Genomic DNA, 16,800 nt, shown 5'->3' on the forward strand with positions numbered 1-16,800 from the left:
TGCATAGGCGTGGTATAGCAATATTACATTAAAACTATGCGCGTTATTAGTAACGTCTATAACGGCTTGCGATTAGTGATCGGAGCGATTAAAACCATTCTTCATACGCATGCTAGTTATGTACAGAACTGTATCGAGCAAAGAATCGGTTTCTTTCTTCAACTTTGCAGCCATATCTTCGTTTGCTTTAGCCAAAGTCGCGCGCACTTTGTCGTTACGAAGCTCTGCAATAATAGCTTCAGGATCGCGAACTAAATCATCGCAATCATCGCCTTCATCACCTTCGCGCTCTGGCTCGTAATCAGCCAAATCAACGCCAAGAAGCTCTGCTACAGCAGCATCCGTAGCCTTAACCATTGCGTGACCAAGCGAACCAACAACTTCTTGGTAGCGCTCAATTGCATTTGCAGTGTCGTTAAATGCGGCATCCGCAAGAGCTGCAATAATGCGATTTTCCCAATAGAAGTTTTCGCTTGTTACGCGAGTAGTTGTATCTTCCAAATACTTTGGAGTTTCGTTTACATTTGCGTAGAACGGAACTAAAGCATTAAACGGGTTAGAGCCATACGCCATCCACTGAATTGCGCGCATTGGCTCTGGCATGTAAGGGCGGATTTGCATAACAGCAAGCTGGCTTTGGCGATTAATGCCGATTGGGCGGAAAAGATGACGCGTATGCTCATCGCCAAGCTTGCCGTAAGGATCGTACTCGGTTCCCTGATAGTGCGAGCTAAGCACATACTTAACGTCTTCAACAGTCACTTTGCGCTCAGGCTGACGCGCCCACGGAATGTCGTTGCTATCTGGCTTATGATCCGCGTCTTTACCATCCCACACTTCGTCATACGGATTCAAGAAACGCTCCATAAACCATGCACGAGGCGTGTTATACACGTGGTCCGCATCTGAATGGGATCCAAAAGCATCTCGAGGATTAAACGGCGAAGCGTTTTCCACCGCCAAATCCAAGTGATTTTCTTCAATAAACTCAAGCAAATCAGCCGAGCACATGTGCTCTTCTTGATTTCCCAAAGCGTCTTCCAAATCAAACTCATCAATTCCAAGCTGGTTTGGCATAACAACATACGCCTCGTCTGGCACGCGCTTAGCAATCCAGTGGTGTCCGCCAACAGTTTCCATCCACCAAATCTCGTTTACATCCGAGAACGCAACGCCGTTCATCTCGTAAGTGCCGTACTTTTCTAGCAACGCACCCAAACGCTCAACGCCTTCGCGAGCGCTACGAATATAAGGCAAAACAAGCGTTAAGAAGTCTTCTTCGCCAATTCCGCCAGGCACTTCTGGCTTATAATCAGCGTCGCCTTCTTTGCCTTGCGCTTTTTGAAGCTCCACCATTGGGTCTGCGCCCAGCACGCGCTCGTTGGATGTAAGCGTTTCGGTAGCGCTCATTGCCACGTTTGCTTCGTTAACGCCAGCTTCTCCCCAAATTCCTTCGCGCAAGTCTGCGTTTGGAACGCTTGTGTATTGCATTGGATTATCTGGAAGCTCTACTGTTACGTGGCTAAGCACAGACTTATAAACACGAGGCTGGTCTTGTGGCTTTACTACCACTAAGCGCTTTGGGTTAAACTCTCCATTTGCGGAGTCTTCGTTACGCGCAATAAGCGTGGAGCCGTCGTAGCTCGCTTTGCGTCCTACTAAAATTGTTGTGCATGCCATATTTGCATCCTCATTTTTCTAATTTTTGATTATTTTGGTTATTTGATTATTTTAGATAATTTTGTTTGTTTTGCTTAGTTTTGCTTAGTTTTGACTATTTTACACACGCGCATCTAGTCGTAAGCTGCTTGCGACTTGCCAGCGCGAAGTCATATAAATCCTAAACCTAAACTCTAAACTCTAAATCTTAAGCTCTAAGCTTTTCCTCGCAAATATAATCCGTTAACGTCTACATACGAATCATAATGCCTGATTTCATTCATCATTTCGTTAAGGTAAAAGCCCTCTTTAAGATTTGCAAGAGGCTTTTGCGTGCCGAACACTTCTAGCATGTAGTCGTGATCCTTGTCTGGCGGCTGCGGGCCATTGTAGCGCATTGTAATCGCAGGGTCCGTGCATCCCACAAATCGGCTAGCTTGCGAGTTTCGCCCTTGTACAACTTCTGGAATCATGGTTGGCATTGTGCGAGAAAAGTCTTGCGGAATTTGCAAAGCGCGCGAGTCGTTAAAGTCAAACATAAGCGCTTCCACTGGAACATTTGCTACAACCCAATGAATCCACTGGAATCCGCACACTGGTATAGCGTCGTCGTCTACAAATCGCCAATGCAAGTAGTGCACAAAATCAGGCAACTTGTCTACATAAAATGGAAAAGATACGACTGGAACGCCGTTAATCTTGTTTTCTTCCGGCGCAGCTTTTGCAAAGTTGTCTGGAATAGTGGTGAAATCTGTAGAAATATTCATAATTTAAGTATCTACTACCGCTGTGACTATACGAAATAATTCATTTTTACACAAATGCACTTCCGCACTTTGTACCATATTTGACCTAAATCACGTACAAAAAGCGGAGTTATTTTCCGCACTTTGTACCAAATTTGACCTAAAAATGGTACAAAACCCGGAATTATTTTCCGCACTTTGTACCAAAATCCACACAAATTTGGTACAAAACCCGGAAAATCGTTCGAGCGCGGTTACGCCAAGCTAGGTAGAGATTCGAGATTTTTTGCAGCGGATGAAGCGAACCTCAGCGCCGAAGGTGGTGATTCGCTGAAGTAGCAAGAAAAATCGAGAATCTCGGCGATAAAAGCTACGCAAAAGTCCTAGATATCCAGAAGGTTTGATGTATTTCTCTACGAGCAATAAATAGCGCCGTACTAAAACCTAAAACCTTAGAATATTAACGTTCATAAACTATACGCAAAAGTGCGCGTCACTTGCGAGGAGAGAAATACTCAAACCTCGCGCAACACCAAATAGGAGAATCACTCGCGCGCGTTAAAGCGAGCAGAAAAGCGCTTCAAAAACAAGCGTTGCGTTTCCATTGCCAGCAAGCCGCTTTTTTGCCACCGCAAGCGCATCAAGGCATTTAAGCGCGCGCTCTGCTGTAATTTTTTTAGAAAGCTGCATAATCTCTGCTTTAAATTCTTGATTCACAAGCGGCGTTTGTAATTGCGCATTGTTTAGCACAACAAGCACATCTCTATAAATGCTGCAAATCGCGTCTATTGCGCGGTTTAGAACATCTCTGCTTACGCGAGTCACTTTGCGCTTAACGTCGTCTTTTTTGCCAATCGCATTGTATGCGCTACGAATTTTAGGCGGAATTTTATCTGTTGGCTTAATGCCATTTATGCGCAAAAACTCGCTTTGCTCTTCTTCCACGCACTTTTGCACTTCGTCTTCTGCCTGCGCTTTAGCATCTTCGATTAGCGTTTGCGCAAGCATAATCGCATCTATTGCGCTGCTAATGCGCAAAACGCTAGCAACAAGCTCTTCCCGCCCGCTTCTAGCACGCTCGCTTGTAGCATAAAGCATTGCCAAATCAACGTTTCCTTGCGCTATGCGAGCCACATTTTCCGCTGTTTTTGCATCCACGTTAGAGCGTTTTTGCACGTATTCTTGCACATCTTGGTCGTTTGGTTGCACCAAATTCACTATTTGAGACCTAGACCTAATTGTTGGCAAAACATCTGCTGCACTTGCTGCGCAAAGAATCCAGATTGTGCGAGGTGCTGGCTCTTCGATTTCTTTTAGCAAAACGTTTGTTGTGCGCTCAAGCATGCGCCCAACGTCTTCGATTATTATGATTCGCCACGGTGCAACACTTGGCATTTGCTCCGACATGGACACTATTTCGCGCACTTCGTCAATGCTTACTGTAACTTTGTCTGTGCTTAAAATGTTTACGTCTGGGCTTGTTCCAGCCAATACTTCACTTGCGATTTTATCTGGATTTATTTGAGTATTTATTTGAGCATTTATTTGAGTTGCGGAATTTTCGGCAGTACGGTTGCTGGCGACTTTTCCGCGCGATTGCAATGCTGCTGCAAACGCTCTTGCCACTTTTGCGCACCCAAATCCAGCTGCACCGCAAATAAGCCACGATTGCGCGATTTTGCTTGAATCGCCTTGCGCTACTTTTTTAAGACGCTCAACAACTTGCGATTGACCAACTACCGATTCCCAAACGTCCATTGCTAAAATCCTAGAGTCCTAAAGTCCTAAAATCCTTGATTTTCTGGCGATTCTGACGATTTTTCGCAACAGTAACGCACGCCAGCATTATCCATCAACTCGCACACGTCTTTAGCAATCAACTTCGATAAATCGCAAGCTGGCAAAGTGGCGTCTAAAACGCAAAATCTTTGCGCGTTTTGTTTAGCAAGATCCAAAAACGATTCACGCGTGCGCTTCGCAAAATCAAGCCCTGCACTTTCCATGCGATCCGCCTGCCCATGCAATCGCACAGCAGCGTCCTTCTCGCTCATATCTAGCAAATACGTGCGATTTGGCCAAAGGCAATTAGACGCCCACTCGCTTAAATCGCGCACATCTTGCATAGTGAGCTCGCGCCCACCCGATTGGTATGCTAGCGAAGAATCAATGTAGCGATCCGTTATAACCACCGCACCGCGCTGCAATGCTGGAATAATGATTTGCGCAGCGTGTTGAGCGCGATCCGCCGCAAAAAGCAGAGCTTCGGCGCGCGCACAAATCGAATCTCCGTGCAAAAGAATATCTCGCAACTGTTTTCCCAATTGCGTGCCGCCAGGCTCTCTCGTAACAACAACCTCAAGCCCACGCGCTTGCAAAAAATCACGCAAAGCTTCGACCTGCGTGGTTTTCCCAACGCCGTCTATACCTTCAAAAGATATAAAAAGCCCCTTAAGACCTTTGTTTAAGCCGCTAATCCCGCTTTTTTTAAGACATATAGCCATTTTCGCATACCTCTTACGGGTTTACTCGGATTTAGTCGTAGACTTTTTTACAGTAGACTTTTTAGCTGCCGTTTTTTTAGCTGCTGTTTTTTTAGTCGTAGTCTTTTTAGCAGCAGTCTTCTTAGCGGCCGCTCGCTTGCGCTTTACAGGCCCTGCCGCTCGCTTTTGCGCCAAAAGCTCAAACGCAACTTGCGGCTCAATCGACTCAGGCGTGTACTGCTTTGGCAGCGTGCGATTCGTAACGCCGTCCGTAATATAAGCTCCGTAGAAGCCGTCTTTAATCACCACTGGCTTGCCGCTTTCTGGGTCTTCTCCAAGCTCCCTAAGCGGCGGTTTTGCAGCTCCACGCGTGCGCTTGCCGTACTTTGGTTGCGCAAACAGCTCTTTAGCTTCGTCTAAAGTCACGCTAAAAATCGCGTCTTCGCTTGCAAGCGAGCGATTATCTGGCTTAGAATCCGCAGCCGAATCGCCAGAATCCGCGCGCTCGTAAGTCTTAGTCAAATAAGGTCCGTATCGCCCATTATTCGCCTCAATCTTCGCGCGCTTTACTTCGCCTTGCTCGTCAACTTCTTCTACAACGCCAACTAATCGCGGCAAATTCAAAAGTTTCAAAGCATCTTGCAAAGTTATTGTTGCAGGGTCCATAGTTTTGAACAAAGACGCCATTTTTGGCTTATTTTGAGCAGACTTTTTAGACTTTGCAGAAGACTTTGCAGAAGACTTTGCGCCAGTTTTAGCAGAATCGTCGGCTGCTTGCGACTTATCCTCGCCCGAAGCCTCATCCGCAGCCTCAACAAGCGCAACATACGCGCCAAAACGCCCGTTCCTAACTTCTACACTTCCGCCAGTTTGCGGATCTGTTCCCAAAACGCGCGGGCCGTCGGAGTTGTTTTCAATCAAATCTCTAGCAACCTGCTCGCTCAACTCGTCTGGAGCCAAAGTGCTTGGAATCGAAGCTCTACGCGCATTGCCCTCTTCGTCTAGATTCTTAGTATCTTCCAAATACGGGCCGTATCTGCCTACGCGCACGTGCAATCCGCCGCCAATATCAATCGTGTTGATTTCTCGAGCGTCAATCTCTCCAAGCTGATCAACTTGCTTTTGCAATCCTTCGTGCATTGCAAAGTCGCTAGCAACCGCAGAATCGCCAGCAGCCGCCGCATCATCTCCAAAGTAAAACTTGTAAAGCCAATCCTTACCAGCTTCCTCCCCATGCGCAATGCGGTCCAAACCATTTTCCATGTCTGCCGTAAACGCATAGTCAACGTAAGTTGGGAAATTAGATTCCAAAAGCTTAATAACAGCAAAAGCAAGCCAACTTGGAATCAACGCGCGCCCACGCTCATACACATATCCGCGGTCAATAATCGTAGAAATAATGCTAGCGTAAGTAGACGGCCTACCAATCTCCTTAGCTTCCAGCGTTTTAACTAAAGACGCTTCCGTATAGCGCGCTGGCGGCTGAGTTTCGTGACCATCCGCGCTGACTTGCAAAGCTTTAAGAACATCGCCATTAGCCATAGCAGGCAAAGCCTTAGATTGCTCGTCTTCGCTGAATCCGCCAAACACCTTCATAAATCCAGCAAACTCAATCACGGTTCCAGAAGCCTGGAAATTAGCCGTTCCAAAGCTGCCAGCCGAAGCGTCCAGCTTAACTGTAGCCGTAAAACCAGTAGCATCCGCCATTTGAGATGCAAGCGTGCGCTGCCAAATAAGCGTGTAAAGCTTAAGCTGATCGGCAGGCAGAACGCCAGCCAAATCCGCAGGATTCCTAAACGTAGATCCAGCAGGACGAATACACTCGTGCGCTTCTTGAGCGCCTGCAGAAGTCGTAGCATACTGTTTTGGAGAATCCGCTAAATACTCGTCTCCAAAATTAGACTTAACGCAATCTCGAGCCGCAAAAATCGCCTCTTTAGAAAGCGTTACAGAATCCGTACGCATGTAGGTTATATAACCGTTTTCGTACAAAGATTGAGCCGCGCGCATAGTTTGGCGAGAGCTCATCGACAAGCGGTTTCCAGCAGTCTGTTGAAGAGTAGACGTTGTAAACGGAGGCAACGGGCGGCGGCGATACGGCTTAGTGTCCATTGAGTTTACAACAAAATCAGCCGTGCCAAGGCTTTGTGCAATCGCGCAAGCGTCTGCCTCGCTTAAATAGTGCGCTAAAGCAGATTCGCCCTTAGCTTTTTGAAGCTCACCAAGCGAGTTAAAGTCTTTAGAACCAGCCAAACGCGCTCCGTTTAGAGCCGTCATTCGCGCTTGGAAATCAACGCCGTTTGCGCTTAAATCCGCGCAAACATCCCAATAGCTCGCTTTTCTAAACGCCATTCGCTCGCGCTCGCGCTCAACAATCAAACGCGTTGCAACCGATTGCACTCGACCAGCCGAAAGCCCTGGCCCAACTTTACGCCACAAAACTGGCGAAAGCTCGTAGCCGTACAATCTATCCAACACGCGGCGAGTCTCTTGCGCGTCAACCATGTGGTTGTCAACATCTCGCGTGTTAGCAAGCGAAGCTTGAATCGCGGGCTTTGTAATCTCGTGAAACACCATGCGCTTTACTGGCACTTTTGGCTTAAGTGCTTGCACAAGATGCCAAGCAATCGCTTCTCCTTCGCGGTCCTCATCAGTTGCGAGGAATAATTCGCCAGACTTTGCCAGCGCAGCTTTTAAGTCCGAAACCGTTTTCTTTTTATCCGCTCCAACAACGTAGTACGGCTCAAAACCATTGTTTACATCTACGCCAAACTTGCCAAAATCCGCCTTTTTAGCGGCTGGCACCTGGCTTGGCTGTGCTAAATCGCGAATATGGCCTACAGACGCCATAACCGTGTATCCGCTTCCAAGATATCCGCCTATTTTACGCGCTTTAGTGGGAGACTCCACAATGACAAGCTTGTTCTGCTCTGTCATACTCTCTCCTTTCATTCAGATGCATTCTATATGCAATTCCGCGCTTTTATTACTAAAATCCACGCCAACTCTAACGCAATACGCGTTGCAAATTCTGCAAAATCAACAAAATCAAACTTTGCGAGATATCAGCATATACTCCTATATATACCACTTTACTTATTTTTTATTCAATTTTACTTATTTTTTTATTTAATTAGACGATAGAATCTTCAACAAATCGCTTTCATTAGGCTTAATTTGCTCATCGCTTTTTGCTGGAGATGCTGGAGACGTTGAAGATGCAGGAGGCGTTGGAGGCGCGCCGACTAATCCGAGTCTACTTAAAGGAGCAGCCGCGCATTGCTTAATAACCATTAAAACGCCGAACGTTATACTACACGCGCCAGCAACAGCCCAATATGTTAAAACGTGCGAAACGCCAATCGCCCATTTTGCGCCCAGCTCAATGCCTGGCATGATTTGATAAAACATGTATGCAAAATACGCTATGCAAACAACGCCCATCGTGATCATTGCGGTTCCAACAATTTGCACGCTTATAGACGACTTTCTGCGCCCAGGCAAATCCATTGCAGAACCGCGCGTAAAAGCCATTACAGCACAAGAGATTGCGCCCACTATTAGTACCGACATTACAACGTCTGCAGGCCTATGCCAGCGACCTCCCATAAGTGCCACAGCAAGCAAAAACGTTATTAACGCAGCTCCAGCCGCAGCCCAAGCTCTAAACGCGCGAGACGCCGCGCAAACAAGTATTGCGCAAGCAGCCGCCATTAAAAGAGTGTGGCCAGAAGGTGCGGAATTTTTTGCAAGAGTAGCAATGTTTACAAGCATTTGCCTAGGAAGAACGCGTTTTAACGGCTCCGCAGCAAGCGATAGCGCGAATATTGCGCAGCATTGCGCAAGCAGCAACCATCGTTTTCTTATGATTGATATTATTAATGCCGCAACGCAAATTAGTGCAGATAAAACTATAACGATTATGGAACTTCTAAGCGGCGCTAAAATTGCGGCGAATGTTGGCGGAATGGCACTATATCCAAAAGTGCTGATTACCATTTCTTCGTACGATTGGCCGATTGGTGTTCTAACAGCTAGAAGCCACACAAGAGCAGCAGATGCAGCAAAAATCAATGCGAATATAGCGCATAACACGATTGTTGATATTCTAGGGCGATTCATCAATGGATCGAGCTTAGAAATATCTTGGTTAGCTGCGCTGCTTTGAGAGTTTTGGCTATTTTGGATATTTTCGCTAATATCGCTAATCTGGCTGCCTTCTAATAGACTCATACCAAGCATTTTATCAAACAACACTCCATGCGCTCCATAGCGCTATTCCTCACGACTATTAAGCCGTGAGGAATAGCACGCTCTAAGCGCACAGACAGGTCATGTCGCTCGCGCGGATTAGCCGCGCTCACGTCTTCGCCGCGCGTAAAGTCCACTGGACTTTACGCTTAAGCGGCTCAGCGCTTTGAAGGAGCTTGAAATGCGTTATGCAATTTCAAGCTCAGTCAAAGCGCCGAGCGTCTACAGCGTCGAAGTTGTAATCAAATGTAAAGTCACTTGGCGTTGCGTTTGAATCAGAATCATTAGCTGGAGCTTCATCAAAACTTGGCGAGAAATCGAAATCAGACGAAGTACCAGTCTCATCCGAAGGAGTCACGTCAAAGCTTGGCGTGAAATCGAAGTCCGAAGGAGTATCCTCACTTGGCGTCACATCAAAACTTGGCGAGAAATCAAAGTCAGACGAAGTACCAGTCTCATCCGAAGGTGTCACATCAAAGCTTGGAGTGAAGTCAAAATCAGAAGGAGTATAAGTATCCTCAGACGGAGTCACATCAAACGAAGGAGTGAAGTCGAAATCAGACGGAGTCTCATCCGAAGGTGTCACATCAAAGCTTGGAGAGAAGTCAAAGTCAGACGGAGTATAAGTATCCTCAGAAGGCGTCACATCAAAACTTGGCGTAAAGTCAAAATCAGAAGGAGTATAAGTATCCTCAGAAGGCGTCACATCAAAACTTGGCGTAACGTCGAATGAAGGCGTAACGTCATGCTCAACACCTGGCTCCTCCGAAGGCGTCACGTCCGAAGCGTCAGACGCAGCAATCGCGGCGCCACGTGAAATATCTCCAACGCTCTCGCCCTCTTTATCAACATTTATTGTGGTCCATCCAAGCTGCCTTCCGTTCTCACCTACAAGCAAAAGCGTATATAAGCCGTGGCAGCCTTCTGGAATTGAAACATCAAAGGCCAGATCGTCATTATTAGGATCGCCTGAATAGTCCTTAGCAATAAGGATATCGTCATCTTTATAACTTGACGAAGTCAGCAGCACTGGTTTCTCGCCGTACGCATCCCCAAAATCGTCTACACTGCCCTTATAGAGGTATGCGCGAGATAGAACCAAAAGAGGATCACTTATAATCTTGTTCATATCTGCGTTAGGATATATTCTTCTTGTTTTAATCCTAACATAGCTAGGCATTCCAGCTTCTGCACCAATGCTTTTATCTAAGACTAAGTTGCCTTTTAAGTTTGGATCAACGTCACTCAACGACGCAGGTGCTGGAGCATGCGGATAGGAATCGTCTCTAGAGACTACTGGCGAAAAGTTATCTAAGTACGAAAGATCATAATTGCCAAACTTAGATTTTGTAGGAGTTGGGTCTACAAAACTATTTGACTTTGGATTTTGCATGCCATTCGTAACATTATTTAAACCATAATGAGCACTGTAATTCCTAATAGAAAAGCGCATAGCCTCTGCAAGATCTTTGTATGCTTTCTTCAACTCTTCTTGGCTTTTAGCTGCATCAATACGCTTCCAGTGTTTTTCAAGCAAATACGAATCTTCGCCATCTTCCTTAGTAAAAGAATGAAAATGATATTCGTATCTTCTAATTTCCTCTTTTATTGAATTAAGAAGCTTTTCGCTAGCAGCATCAAGCTTGCCAGTTTTACTTGCCATTCGCGTATTGTTAGACGCCATTAACATGTCGTAATACAGCTGAAATGCAAACTTTCCCTCTCCCAATGGATTCTTATCCACATTGCCATGCTTATAGATAAGACCAACGCCATCCGTTGTGCCATAAAGCTTTGCAAGATTAACATTCGTGCTTCTTTGAACGCTTGCGTACGAGTCAGCAAACGCAGGCGCGCCCGCAATAAAGCAAGGAGCTGCCATCGAAAGGCCTGCTACCACTAACGCAATCTTTTTTGCGACTAAAGTTTTATTTTTCATAACATTCTTCCTTTTTCTTACTTACGATTTTTGCTACGACGATGCGTTTGCGCTCCGACCTGCCTTTACGCGCTACGCTTTAAGCGAAAAGACATGTCATCGTTCGCGCGGTCTAAGCGCGCTAACGTCTTCGCCGCGCGTAAAGTCCACTGGACTTTACACTTAAGCGGCTCAGCGCTTTGAAGGAGCTTGAAATGCGTTATGCAATTTCAAGCTCAGTCAAAGCGCCGAGCGTCTACAGCGTCGAAGTTGTAATCAAACGTAAAGTCACTTGGCGTTACATTTGAATCAGCGTTTGAATCAGAATCACTAGCTGGCGCTTCATCAAAACTTGGCGTGAAATCAAAATCAGAAGGAGTATAAGTATCCTCACTTGGCGTTACGTCAAAGCTTGGCGTGAAGTCAAAGTCAGAAGGAGTATCCTCAGATGGCGTCACATCGAATGAAGGAGTGAAGTCAAAGTCCGAAGGAGTATAAGTATCCTCGCTTGGCGTCACGTCGAAGCTTGGCGTGAAGTCAAAGTCCGAAGGGGTCACATCCTCAGAAGGCGTAACATCAAAGCTTGGAGTGAAGTCAAAATCAGAAGGAGTATAAGTATCCTCACTTGGCGTCACATCAAAACTTGGAGTGAAGTCAAAATCAGACGGAGTCTCCTCAGACGGCGTCACATCGAAGCTTGGCGTGAAGTCGAAGTCCGAAGGCGTAACATCAGGCGTCACGTCAGGCGTCACATCAGACGGCGTCACATCAGAAGGAGTCTCCTCCGAAGGAACAGGCGCAGGCTCAGGCTCAGGCGTAACATCACTTGGCGTCACGTCCGAAGGCGTCTCCTCGCTTGGCGTCACATCATAAGGCTGCCCATTAATGTATGCATTAATAAGCTTTTGGTACTCGTCCAGCGTAAATGGCACCTCACCTGCTTTAGCTTCCCAAGATATAACAGTGCCGTACTCGTCGCTAATGTTTCCGCTAGTAAGACCCATTGCCGTAAGCGCTGGATGTATAAAGTTTAGGTAGTGGCCAACCTCAAGATAATGCTTCGATCTTATTTCTTTATCAGACACGCCCTTAGCTATAAAGTCATCGTACTTGGCTTTTTCGTCAGTAACCCACAGTTTCATTGCGCCAGTCATGGTATCCGTGGTGGTTCCGCCGTCGTAGATTCCGCTATCGTATGGACCCCAAGCCAAATTCTCAAAAGTCTTATAGTGTCTTGCATGGTCAAAAACATTGGCAGAATAGAACGCGTCATTTATTGCTACTGCCGTCGTATAAAGACTTACGCCAAGAGGATTAAGCCCACGACTCTTGCGATACTCGTTAATCGCGCGCATATACGATATTGAATTATTCAAGCGCGTAATGTAATCAGGGGATTCTTCGCCGCTATTAAGCTTTACTTTTGAATCGTACCAGTCTGGCTTTTCTGTACGACCATACAATATTTCAAGAGCTTTAGCTGCATCATCGCGCTGAGCTTGCGTAAGGGATTGATTATTCATTACGCTTCTAAAAAGATCACCAGCAGTGCTTTTTGCGCTGGTGCTATCGTAACTGGTTGCTGGGTGCGCGTAGCTAGATACTGTTACATCGCTAGCAAAAGCGGTGTTTGCAGTAGCTCCAAACATAGAAACCGCTGAACCAGCCAAAATTGCGGCTACGGTTGCAGCGGTGAATTTTTTAGAAAATGAACTGAAAGAGTTATTAGAAAATGAATTGAAAGCCATTTTTTCGGCAGATTTTGGAGTTTGCTTTTTCATGGATTTTCTCTTTTACTATAGGGGTTTACTATAGGTTTTTGCTATAAGACCTTCGCTATAAGACCTTCGCTATAGGACCTTCGCTATAGGCTTTTACTATAGGCCTTTGCTACAGGGACAAATAACAAAAAAGCTTTCGGCTTTGAATGCCCCTAGTAGCAAACAAAACCGAAAGCAACACGCTCAACACCTAAAACACACTATCTAACGTTAAAACTCCAAGAAGAAAGAAAATTAATAGCAAATCAGAGTTTAAGCAATTAGTAAGCACGCAATTGGCATATCAGCAAGGCGCTTCCCTACAAAACCCCTTACCAACCGTTGAGCGCAAGTATAAACGCTCTTAAATTTCGAGCCGAGGGTATTTATCTAGCTGCGCAATTAGCAACGCGATTAATAATGCGATAAAGCGATTTAAGAAATTATGCGCATCAATCGCAATGCTTAAACTACGCAGCTAGACAAATTTAGTTTTTACGCTTTTAGCTTAGTGACGAGCCTTGCGAACAGCAGCACCCATGCCAGCAAGCATAGTGGCAGCCAAAGCGGTCAAAGTTACGCCAACACCAGTACCAGGCAACTTCTTACCGCCATCCTTCTTCTTCTCAACCACAGTGGTCTTAGCACCAGCAGCGGCGCCATTGGCACCAGCCTGACCTGGCTTAGCAGCACCTGGCTTGCCAGCCTGGCCTGGCTTTACAGAACCTGGGGTAACGTGAGAAACACCTGGCTGGTAGTTAGCAGCAAGTGGCTCTAAGTCATCTGGCAAAGCGTAGCCAGCAACCAATCCGGCGTCCTTAGCCTTAGCAGCCTTGAATGCACCCTTGTAAGCAGCCCAAGCCTTCTTAGCACCAGTAAAGGCCTTAGTAAACTCGGTCTTAGCATCGTTGAAAGCCTTAACAGCGTCGGCCAAATCTTCCTTAGCGTCCTTAACAGCCTTCTCAAGCTGAGCAAGCTCAACCCTATCAGCCTTGGTAAGCTCGTCATGAGCAGTCTTGAAACTTGCAAGAGCAGCATTTGCGCCATCAAGCTTGGCCTGAGCAGCCTTGACTTCAGCGTATGCAGCATCGTACTTGGCGTAAGCCTTCTCGAGATTGCCGTTAGCTTCGTCGAAATCAGCGCTGGTCTTTAGCAAAGCAGCCTTAAGAGTGGACACAGCTACTTCAACTTTTTCTTCTGGCTTGTAGTTGGTAAGAGCATCCTGAGCCTTCTTAAGAGTAGCCTTAGCAGTCTCTACATTCTCAGCAGCCTTAGCAGCATCAGCGGCTGTAGTCGTAACAGCAGTCTGCGCATCCAAGAACTTCTGTGCTGTATCGCGCTCAGTATCATTCATTGATTCGTCTTTTTTAACGTAAGTCTTGCCTTGATCCTTGGTTTCAACGCCCTTAGTTGGAGCAGACTTCTTAGCAGCTTCCCAAGCATTGGAAGCCTTCGTAGCAGCATCATCAGCAGCAGTCTTAGCTTCCTCAGCCTTCTTAAGACCCTCTTCAGCGGTCTTAACAGCAGCCTGCTTCTCCTCGAGAGGAGTAAGCTTCTTTTCAGCTTCCTTCTTAGGAGCTTCAGTCTTGTCAGCAGCGAATGCTGGGGTTGCCATTGCGAAGCCAGCAAGCAAAGTTGCGCCAGCAGCGAAAGCGGCGATAGCCTTCTTATTCATCATTTTATTTCCTTTCTTCTTCTCCCCCACTCGCAAAGCGAACAAATCGCAATGCGGCGAGGAAAACATAAAACGCGCATCCGCGCATTCCACCAACGGTTATCCACCGTGTGATGTTGCTATTAACATACCCCCCCCCCGTTTGAAAAAGTCAAGCACCAGCCACACATGCTAAACCGAAAAAAATGATGATATACACAAACTAATCCGCAATAAAGGCTACATTGCCGTAAAATTTGTGGATAAACAACACTTAAACCGTAAAAATACGCATTTCAAGGTTTTTGAAGAATTTTCCCAGCTTTTTTTAAGGAAAGACTTTCCGCGCGTGTCGCCTCGCTTGCGCTGCCTAAGCAAAAAGGTAGGTCGTGTCGTAAATCAAATACAATCGCACTACTGTTTTGTTTGTTTGTGTAGTGCGTTTGTATCAAAAAACACCGAAATTCAGTACAAACGCACTACAAAAAATGAACAAAGCATTGAACAAAAGTCAACATAAACAACAAAAAAGCCCTCTCCGTGGTCCGCATGTAAAATACATTAAGCGTGGAGAGGTTCTGTTAAGACGATTTTCCCATGGAATTTTTCAAGAGTCAATATAGACACGACATATTTTAAGTACAAACACACTACAGTTTTGCGTGTTTATGTAGTGCGTTTGTATTAAAAAACACCAAAATTCGGTACAAACGCACTACAGGACTACGCCAAACTAGGCAGAGATTCGAGATTTTTCGCAGCGAATGAAGCGTATCGTTAGCGCGGTCTAAGCGCGCGAACGTCTTCGCCACGCAGAAGCAGTGCTTCTGCCTTGAGTGGCTCAGCGAATCGAGGTGATTTCTCGCGCATTATGCAGCTCGAAATCGTCGATTCGCGCTACGCTCTAAGCTCGAATGCAAGTCGTCGCGCAGAATACAGAAAACCCCCGCGCACCCACCAGAGGCCACTTACCCTTGCTGCATTCCTGCCCTGGGGGGATTGGGTGACGTAGTGCCACGCGGAGGCTCTACCTATATTACACGATTTTGGCTACAAGTCGAGCGCAAGTCGCAAGCAACCGACGAAAAGCCAAGCGAATGCCGAAATCAAATCTCAAACAACCGCAACATTAGACGCACCACTAGGCGCGCCACACGCTTTTGCCGCTCTTCTTTGCATCCTCAACATCTGCATTAAGCTGCGACTCGTCTGCCTCAACGTCTCCATTAATATAGCGCTCAACGAGTTCGCGCGCCTCGCTATCTTCGTGCTGAACAGCTGGCGACTTCATAAAGTAAGAGCTAGGAGCCAAAATCGGCCCCGAAAGCTTGCGATCCAGCGCAATCTTCGCAGCGCGCACAGCATCTATAACAATGCCTGCGGAATTAGGCGAATCCCACACCTCAAGCTTGTACTCCAAGCTAAGCGGAACATCGCCAAAAGTGGTGCCCTCCAAGCGCACAAACGCAAACTTGCGGTCGTCAAGCCAAGCAACATAGTCCGAAGGACCAATGTGCACGTTGTGGTCATCCATATCGTGCGGAACAATCGAAGTAACCGCGCGCGTCTTAGAAATCTTCTTCGACTCAAGCCTAGAGCGCTGCAACATGTTCATAAAGTCCATGTTTCCGCCAACATTAAGCTGGTAAGTGCGGTCCAAACGCACTCCTCTATCTTCAAAAAGTCGCGCCATAACGCGGTGCGTAATCGTAGCACCAACCTGGCTTTTAATATCGTCGCCAATAATCGGAACTCCTGCATCGCGGAATTTTTGCGCCCAAACTGGGTCGGAAGCAATAAAAACAGGAAGGCAATTTACAAACGCGCATCCAGCTTCCATAGCTGCCGTAGCATACGCCTTGTCTGCCTGCTCGGAGCCAACTGGCAAGTAAGACACAAGCACGTCTACATGCAAATCGCGCAAAACTTCGGCAACATTTACAGGCTCTTCTTTAGATTCGTCAATCATTTGCTTGTAGTAGTCGCCCAAGCCATCGTAAGTAGGGCCGCGCTGCACTGTAACGCCAAGATTAGGCACGTCTGCAAAGCGAATCGTGTTGTTTTGCGAAGCATAAATCGCCTCGCTTAAGTCATGACCAACTTTTAACGAGTCAACATCGAAAGCGGCTACAAACTCAATGTCTCGCACGCGATATTGCCCAAAAACAGCATGCATTAATCCTGGAATTTTATCGCCATCATTGGCATTCTTGTAGTATTCAACGCCCTGAACTAACGACGAAGCACAATTGCCAACACCGGCAATGGCAACGCGGATACTCATATAAACTCCTTAACAAAAATCATCGGCACAAAAACGCCGCACTAATAC

The 16,800-nt window shown here is 46.5% G+C and carries 11 protein-coding genes and 1 other RNA gene; 1 reads left to right on the forward strand and 11 read right to left on the reverse strand.

Features of this window, described 5'->3' with window-relative positions:
* Nucleotides 1-72: 72 nt before the first annotated feature.
* The 6 genes from NYP65_RS03680 to NYP65_RS03705 form a co-directional block, all read right to left on the reverse strand.
* A complete protein-coding gene (locus NYP65_RS03680) occupies nucleotides 73-1,680 on the reverse strand; it encodes a C69 family dipeptidase (protein ID WP_473410629.1) in 1,608 nt (535 codons plus the stop codon).
* Nucleotides 1,681-1,874: 194 nt separating this feature from the next.
* Nucleotides 1,875-2,426, reverse strand: a complete 552-nt coding sequence (locus NYP65_RS03685; RefSeq protein WP_004574553.1) for a YbhB/YbcL family Raf kinase inhibitor-like protein — start codon at nucleotides 2,424-2,426, stop codon at nucleotides 1,875-1,877.
* 537 nt (nucleotides 2,427-2,963) lie between these two features.
* Nucleotides 2,964-4,163 (reverse strand): DNA polymerase III subunit delta', encoded by a 1,200-nt coding sequence (locus NYP65_RS03690; protein ID WP_473410630.1) that lies wholly within the window; start codon nucleotides 4,161-4,163, stop codon nucleotides 2,964-2,966.
* A gap of 26 nt (nucleotides 4,164-4,189) precedes the next feature.
* A complete protein-coding gene (gene tmk, locus NYP65_RS03695; RefSeq protein WP_415704775.1) occupies nucleotides 4,190-4,906 on the reverse strand; it encodes a dTMP kinase in 717 nt (238 codons plus the stop codon).
* 21 nt (nucleotides 4,907-4,927) lie between these two features.
* On the reverse strand, nucleotides 4,928-7,822 hold the full coding sequence (topA, locus tag NYP65_RS03700; protein WP_421781984.1) for a type I DNA topoisomerase: 2,895 nt from the start codon (nucleotides 7,820-7,822) through the stop codon (nucleotides 4,928-4,930).
* Nucleotides 7,823-8,014: 192 nt separating this feature from the next.
* Complete coding sequence (locus NYP65_RS03705) at nucleotides 8,015-8,659, reverse strand: phosphatase PAP2 family protein (protein WP_473410631.1); 645 nt, start codon at nucleotides 8,657-8,659, stop codon at nucleotides 8,015-8,017.
* On the opposite strand from NYP65_RS03705, the gene NYP65_RS03710 reads away from it, so the two are divergent.
* Nucleotides 8,646-9,053: a hypothetical protein gene (locus tag NYP65_RS03710; RefSeq protein WP_415694878.1), complete on the forward strand. Its 408-nt coding sequence runs from the start codon at nucleotides 8,646-8,648 to the stop codon at nucleotides 9,051-9,053. The two genes, NYP65_RS03705 and NYP65_RS03710, sit on opposite strands and share 14 nt — an antisense overlap.
* Nucleotides 9,054-9,338: 285 nt before the next feature.
* Here the strand turns inward: NYP65_RS03710 and NYP65_RS03715 are convergent, their stop codons facing one another.
* The 5 genes from NYP65_RS03715 to NYP65_RS03735 all read right to left on the reverse strand — a co-directional run bounded on the left by NYP65_RS03715 (nucleotide 9,339) and on the right by NYP65_RS03735 (nucleotide 16,752).
* Nucleotides 9,339-11,075 carry a cellulosome anchor protein gene (locus NYP65_RS03715; RefSeq protein ID WP_473410632.1) on the reverse strand — a complete coding sequence of 579 codons (1,737 nt, stop codon included), beginning with the start codon at nucleotides 11,073-11,075 and terminating at the stop codon, nucleotides 9,339-9,341.
* Nucleotides 11,076-11,290: 215 nt separating this feature from the next.
* On the reverse strand, nucleotides 11,291-12,835 hold the full coding sequence (locus NYP65_RS03720; RefSeq protein WP_421781980.1) for a CAP domain-containing protein: 1,545 nt from the start codon (nucleotides 12,833-12,835) through the stop codon (nucleotides 11,291-11,293).
* Between the two features lie 487 nt (nucleotides 12,836-13,322).
* Complete coding sequence (locus NYP65_RS03725) at nucleotides 13,323-14,492, reverse strand: hypothetical protein (protein ID WP_415697346.1); 1,170 nt, start codon at nucleotides 14,490-14,492, stop codon at nucleotides 13,323-13,325.
* A 910-nt stretch (nucleotides 14,493-15,402) separates the two neighbouring features.
* Nucleotides 15,403-15,499, reverse strand: an RNA gene (gene ffs, locus NYP65_RS03730) — signal recognition particle sRNA small type.
* Nucleotides 15,500-15,609: 110 nt separating this feature from the next.
* On the reverse strand, nucleotides 15,610-16,752 hold the full coding sequence (locus NYP65_RS03735) for an inositol-3-phosphate synthase (protein ID WP_421781976.1): 1,143 nt from the start codon (nucleotides 16,750-16,752) through the stop codon (nucleotides 15,610-15,612).
* Nucleotides 16,753-16,800: the final 48 nt, after the last annotated feature.

The organism is Gardnerella sp. c12Ub_1, from assembly GCF_055804375.1.

Excerpts from the sequence above, each read along its gene's own strand:
- NYP65_RS03680 (WP_473410629.1), bottom strand. The coding sequence starts at position 1,680 with ATGGCATGCACAACAATTTTAGTAGGACGCAAAGCGAGCTACGACGGC.
- NYP65_RS03685 (WP_004574553.1), bottom strand. The coding sequence starts at position 2,426 with ATGAATATTTCTACAGATTTCACCACTATTCCAGACAACTTTGCAAAA.
- NYP65_RS03690 (WP_473410630.1), bottom strand. The coding sequence starts at position 4,163 with ATGGACGTTTGGGAATCGGTAGTTGGTCAATCGCAAGTTGTTGAGCGT.
- tmk (WP_415704775.1), bottom strand. The coding sequence starts at position 4,906 with ATGGCTATATGTCTTAAAAAAAGCGGGATTAGCGGCTTAAACAAAGGT.
- topA (WP_421781984.1), bottom strand. The coding sequence starts at position 7,822 with ATGACAGAGCAGAACAAGCTTGTCATTGTGGAGTCTCCCACTAAAGCG.
- NYP65_RS03710 (WP_415694878.1), top strand. The coding sequence starts at position 8,646 with ATGTTTACAAGCATTTGCCTAGGAAGAACGCGTTTTAACGGCTCCGCA.
- NYP65_RS03705 (WP_473410631.1), bottom strand. The coding sequence starts at position 8,659 with ATGCTTGTAAACATTGCTACTCTTGCAAAAAATTCCGCACCTTCTGGC.
- NYP65_RS03715 (WP_473410632.1), bottom strand. The coding sequence starts at position 11,075 with ATGAAAAATAAAACTTTAGTCGCAAAAAAGATTGCGTTAGTGGTAGCA.
- NYP65_RS03720 (WP_421781980.1), bottom strand. The coding sequence starts at position 12,835 with ATGAAAAAGCAAACTCCAAAATCTGCCGAAAAAATGGCTTTCAATTCA.
- NYP65_RS03725 (WP_415697346.1), bottom strand. The coding sequence starts at position 14,492 with ATGATGAATAAGAAGGCTATCGCCGCTTTCGCTGCTGGCGCAACTTTG.
- NYP65_RS03735 (WP_421781976.1), bottom strand. The coding sequence starts at position 16,752 with ATGAGTATCCGCGTTGCCATTGCCGGTGTTGGCAATTGTGCTTCGTCG.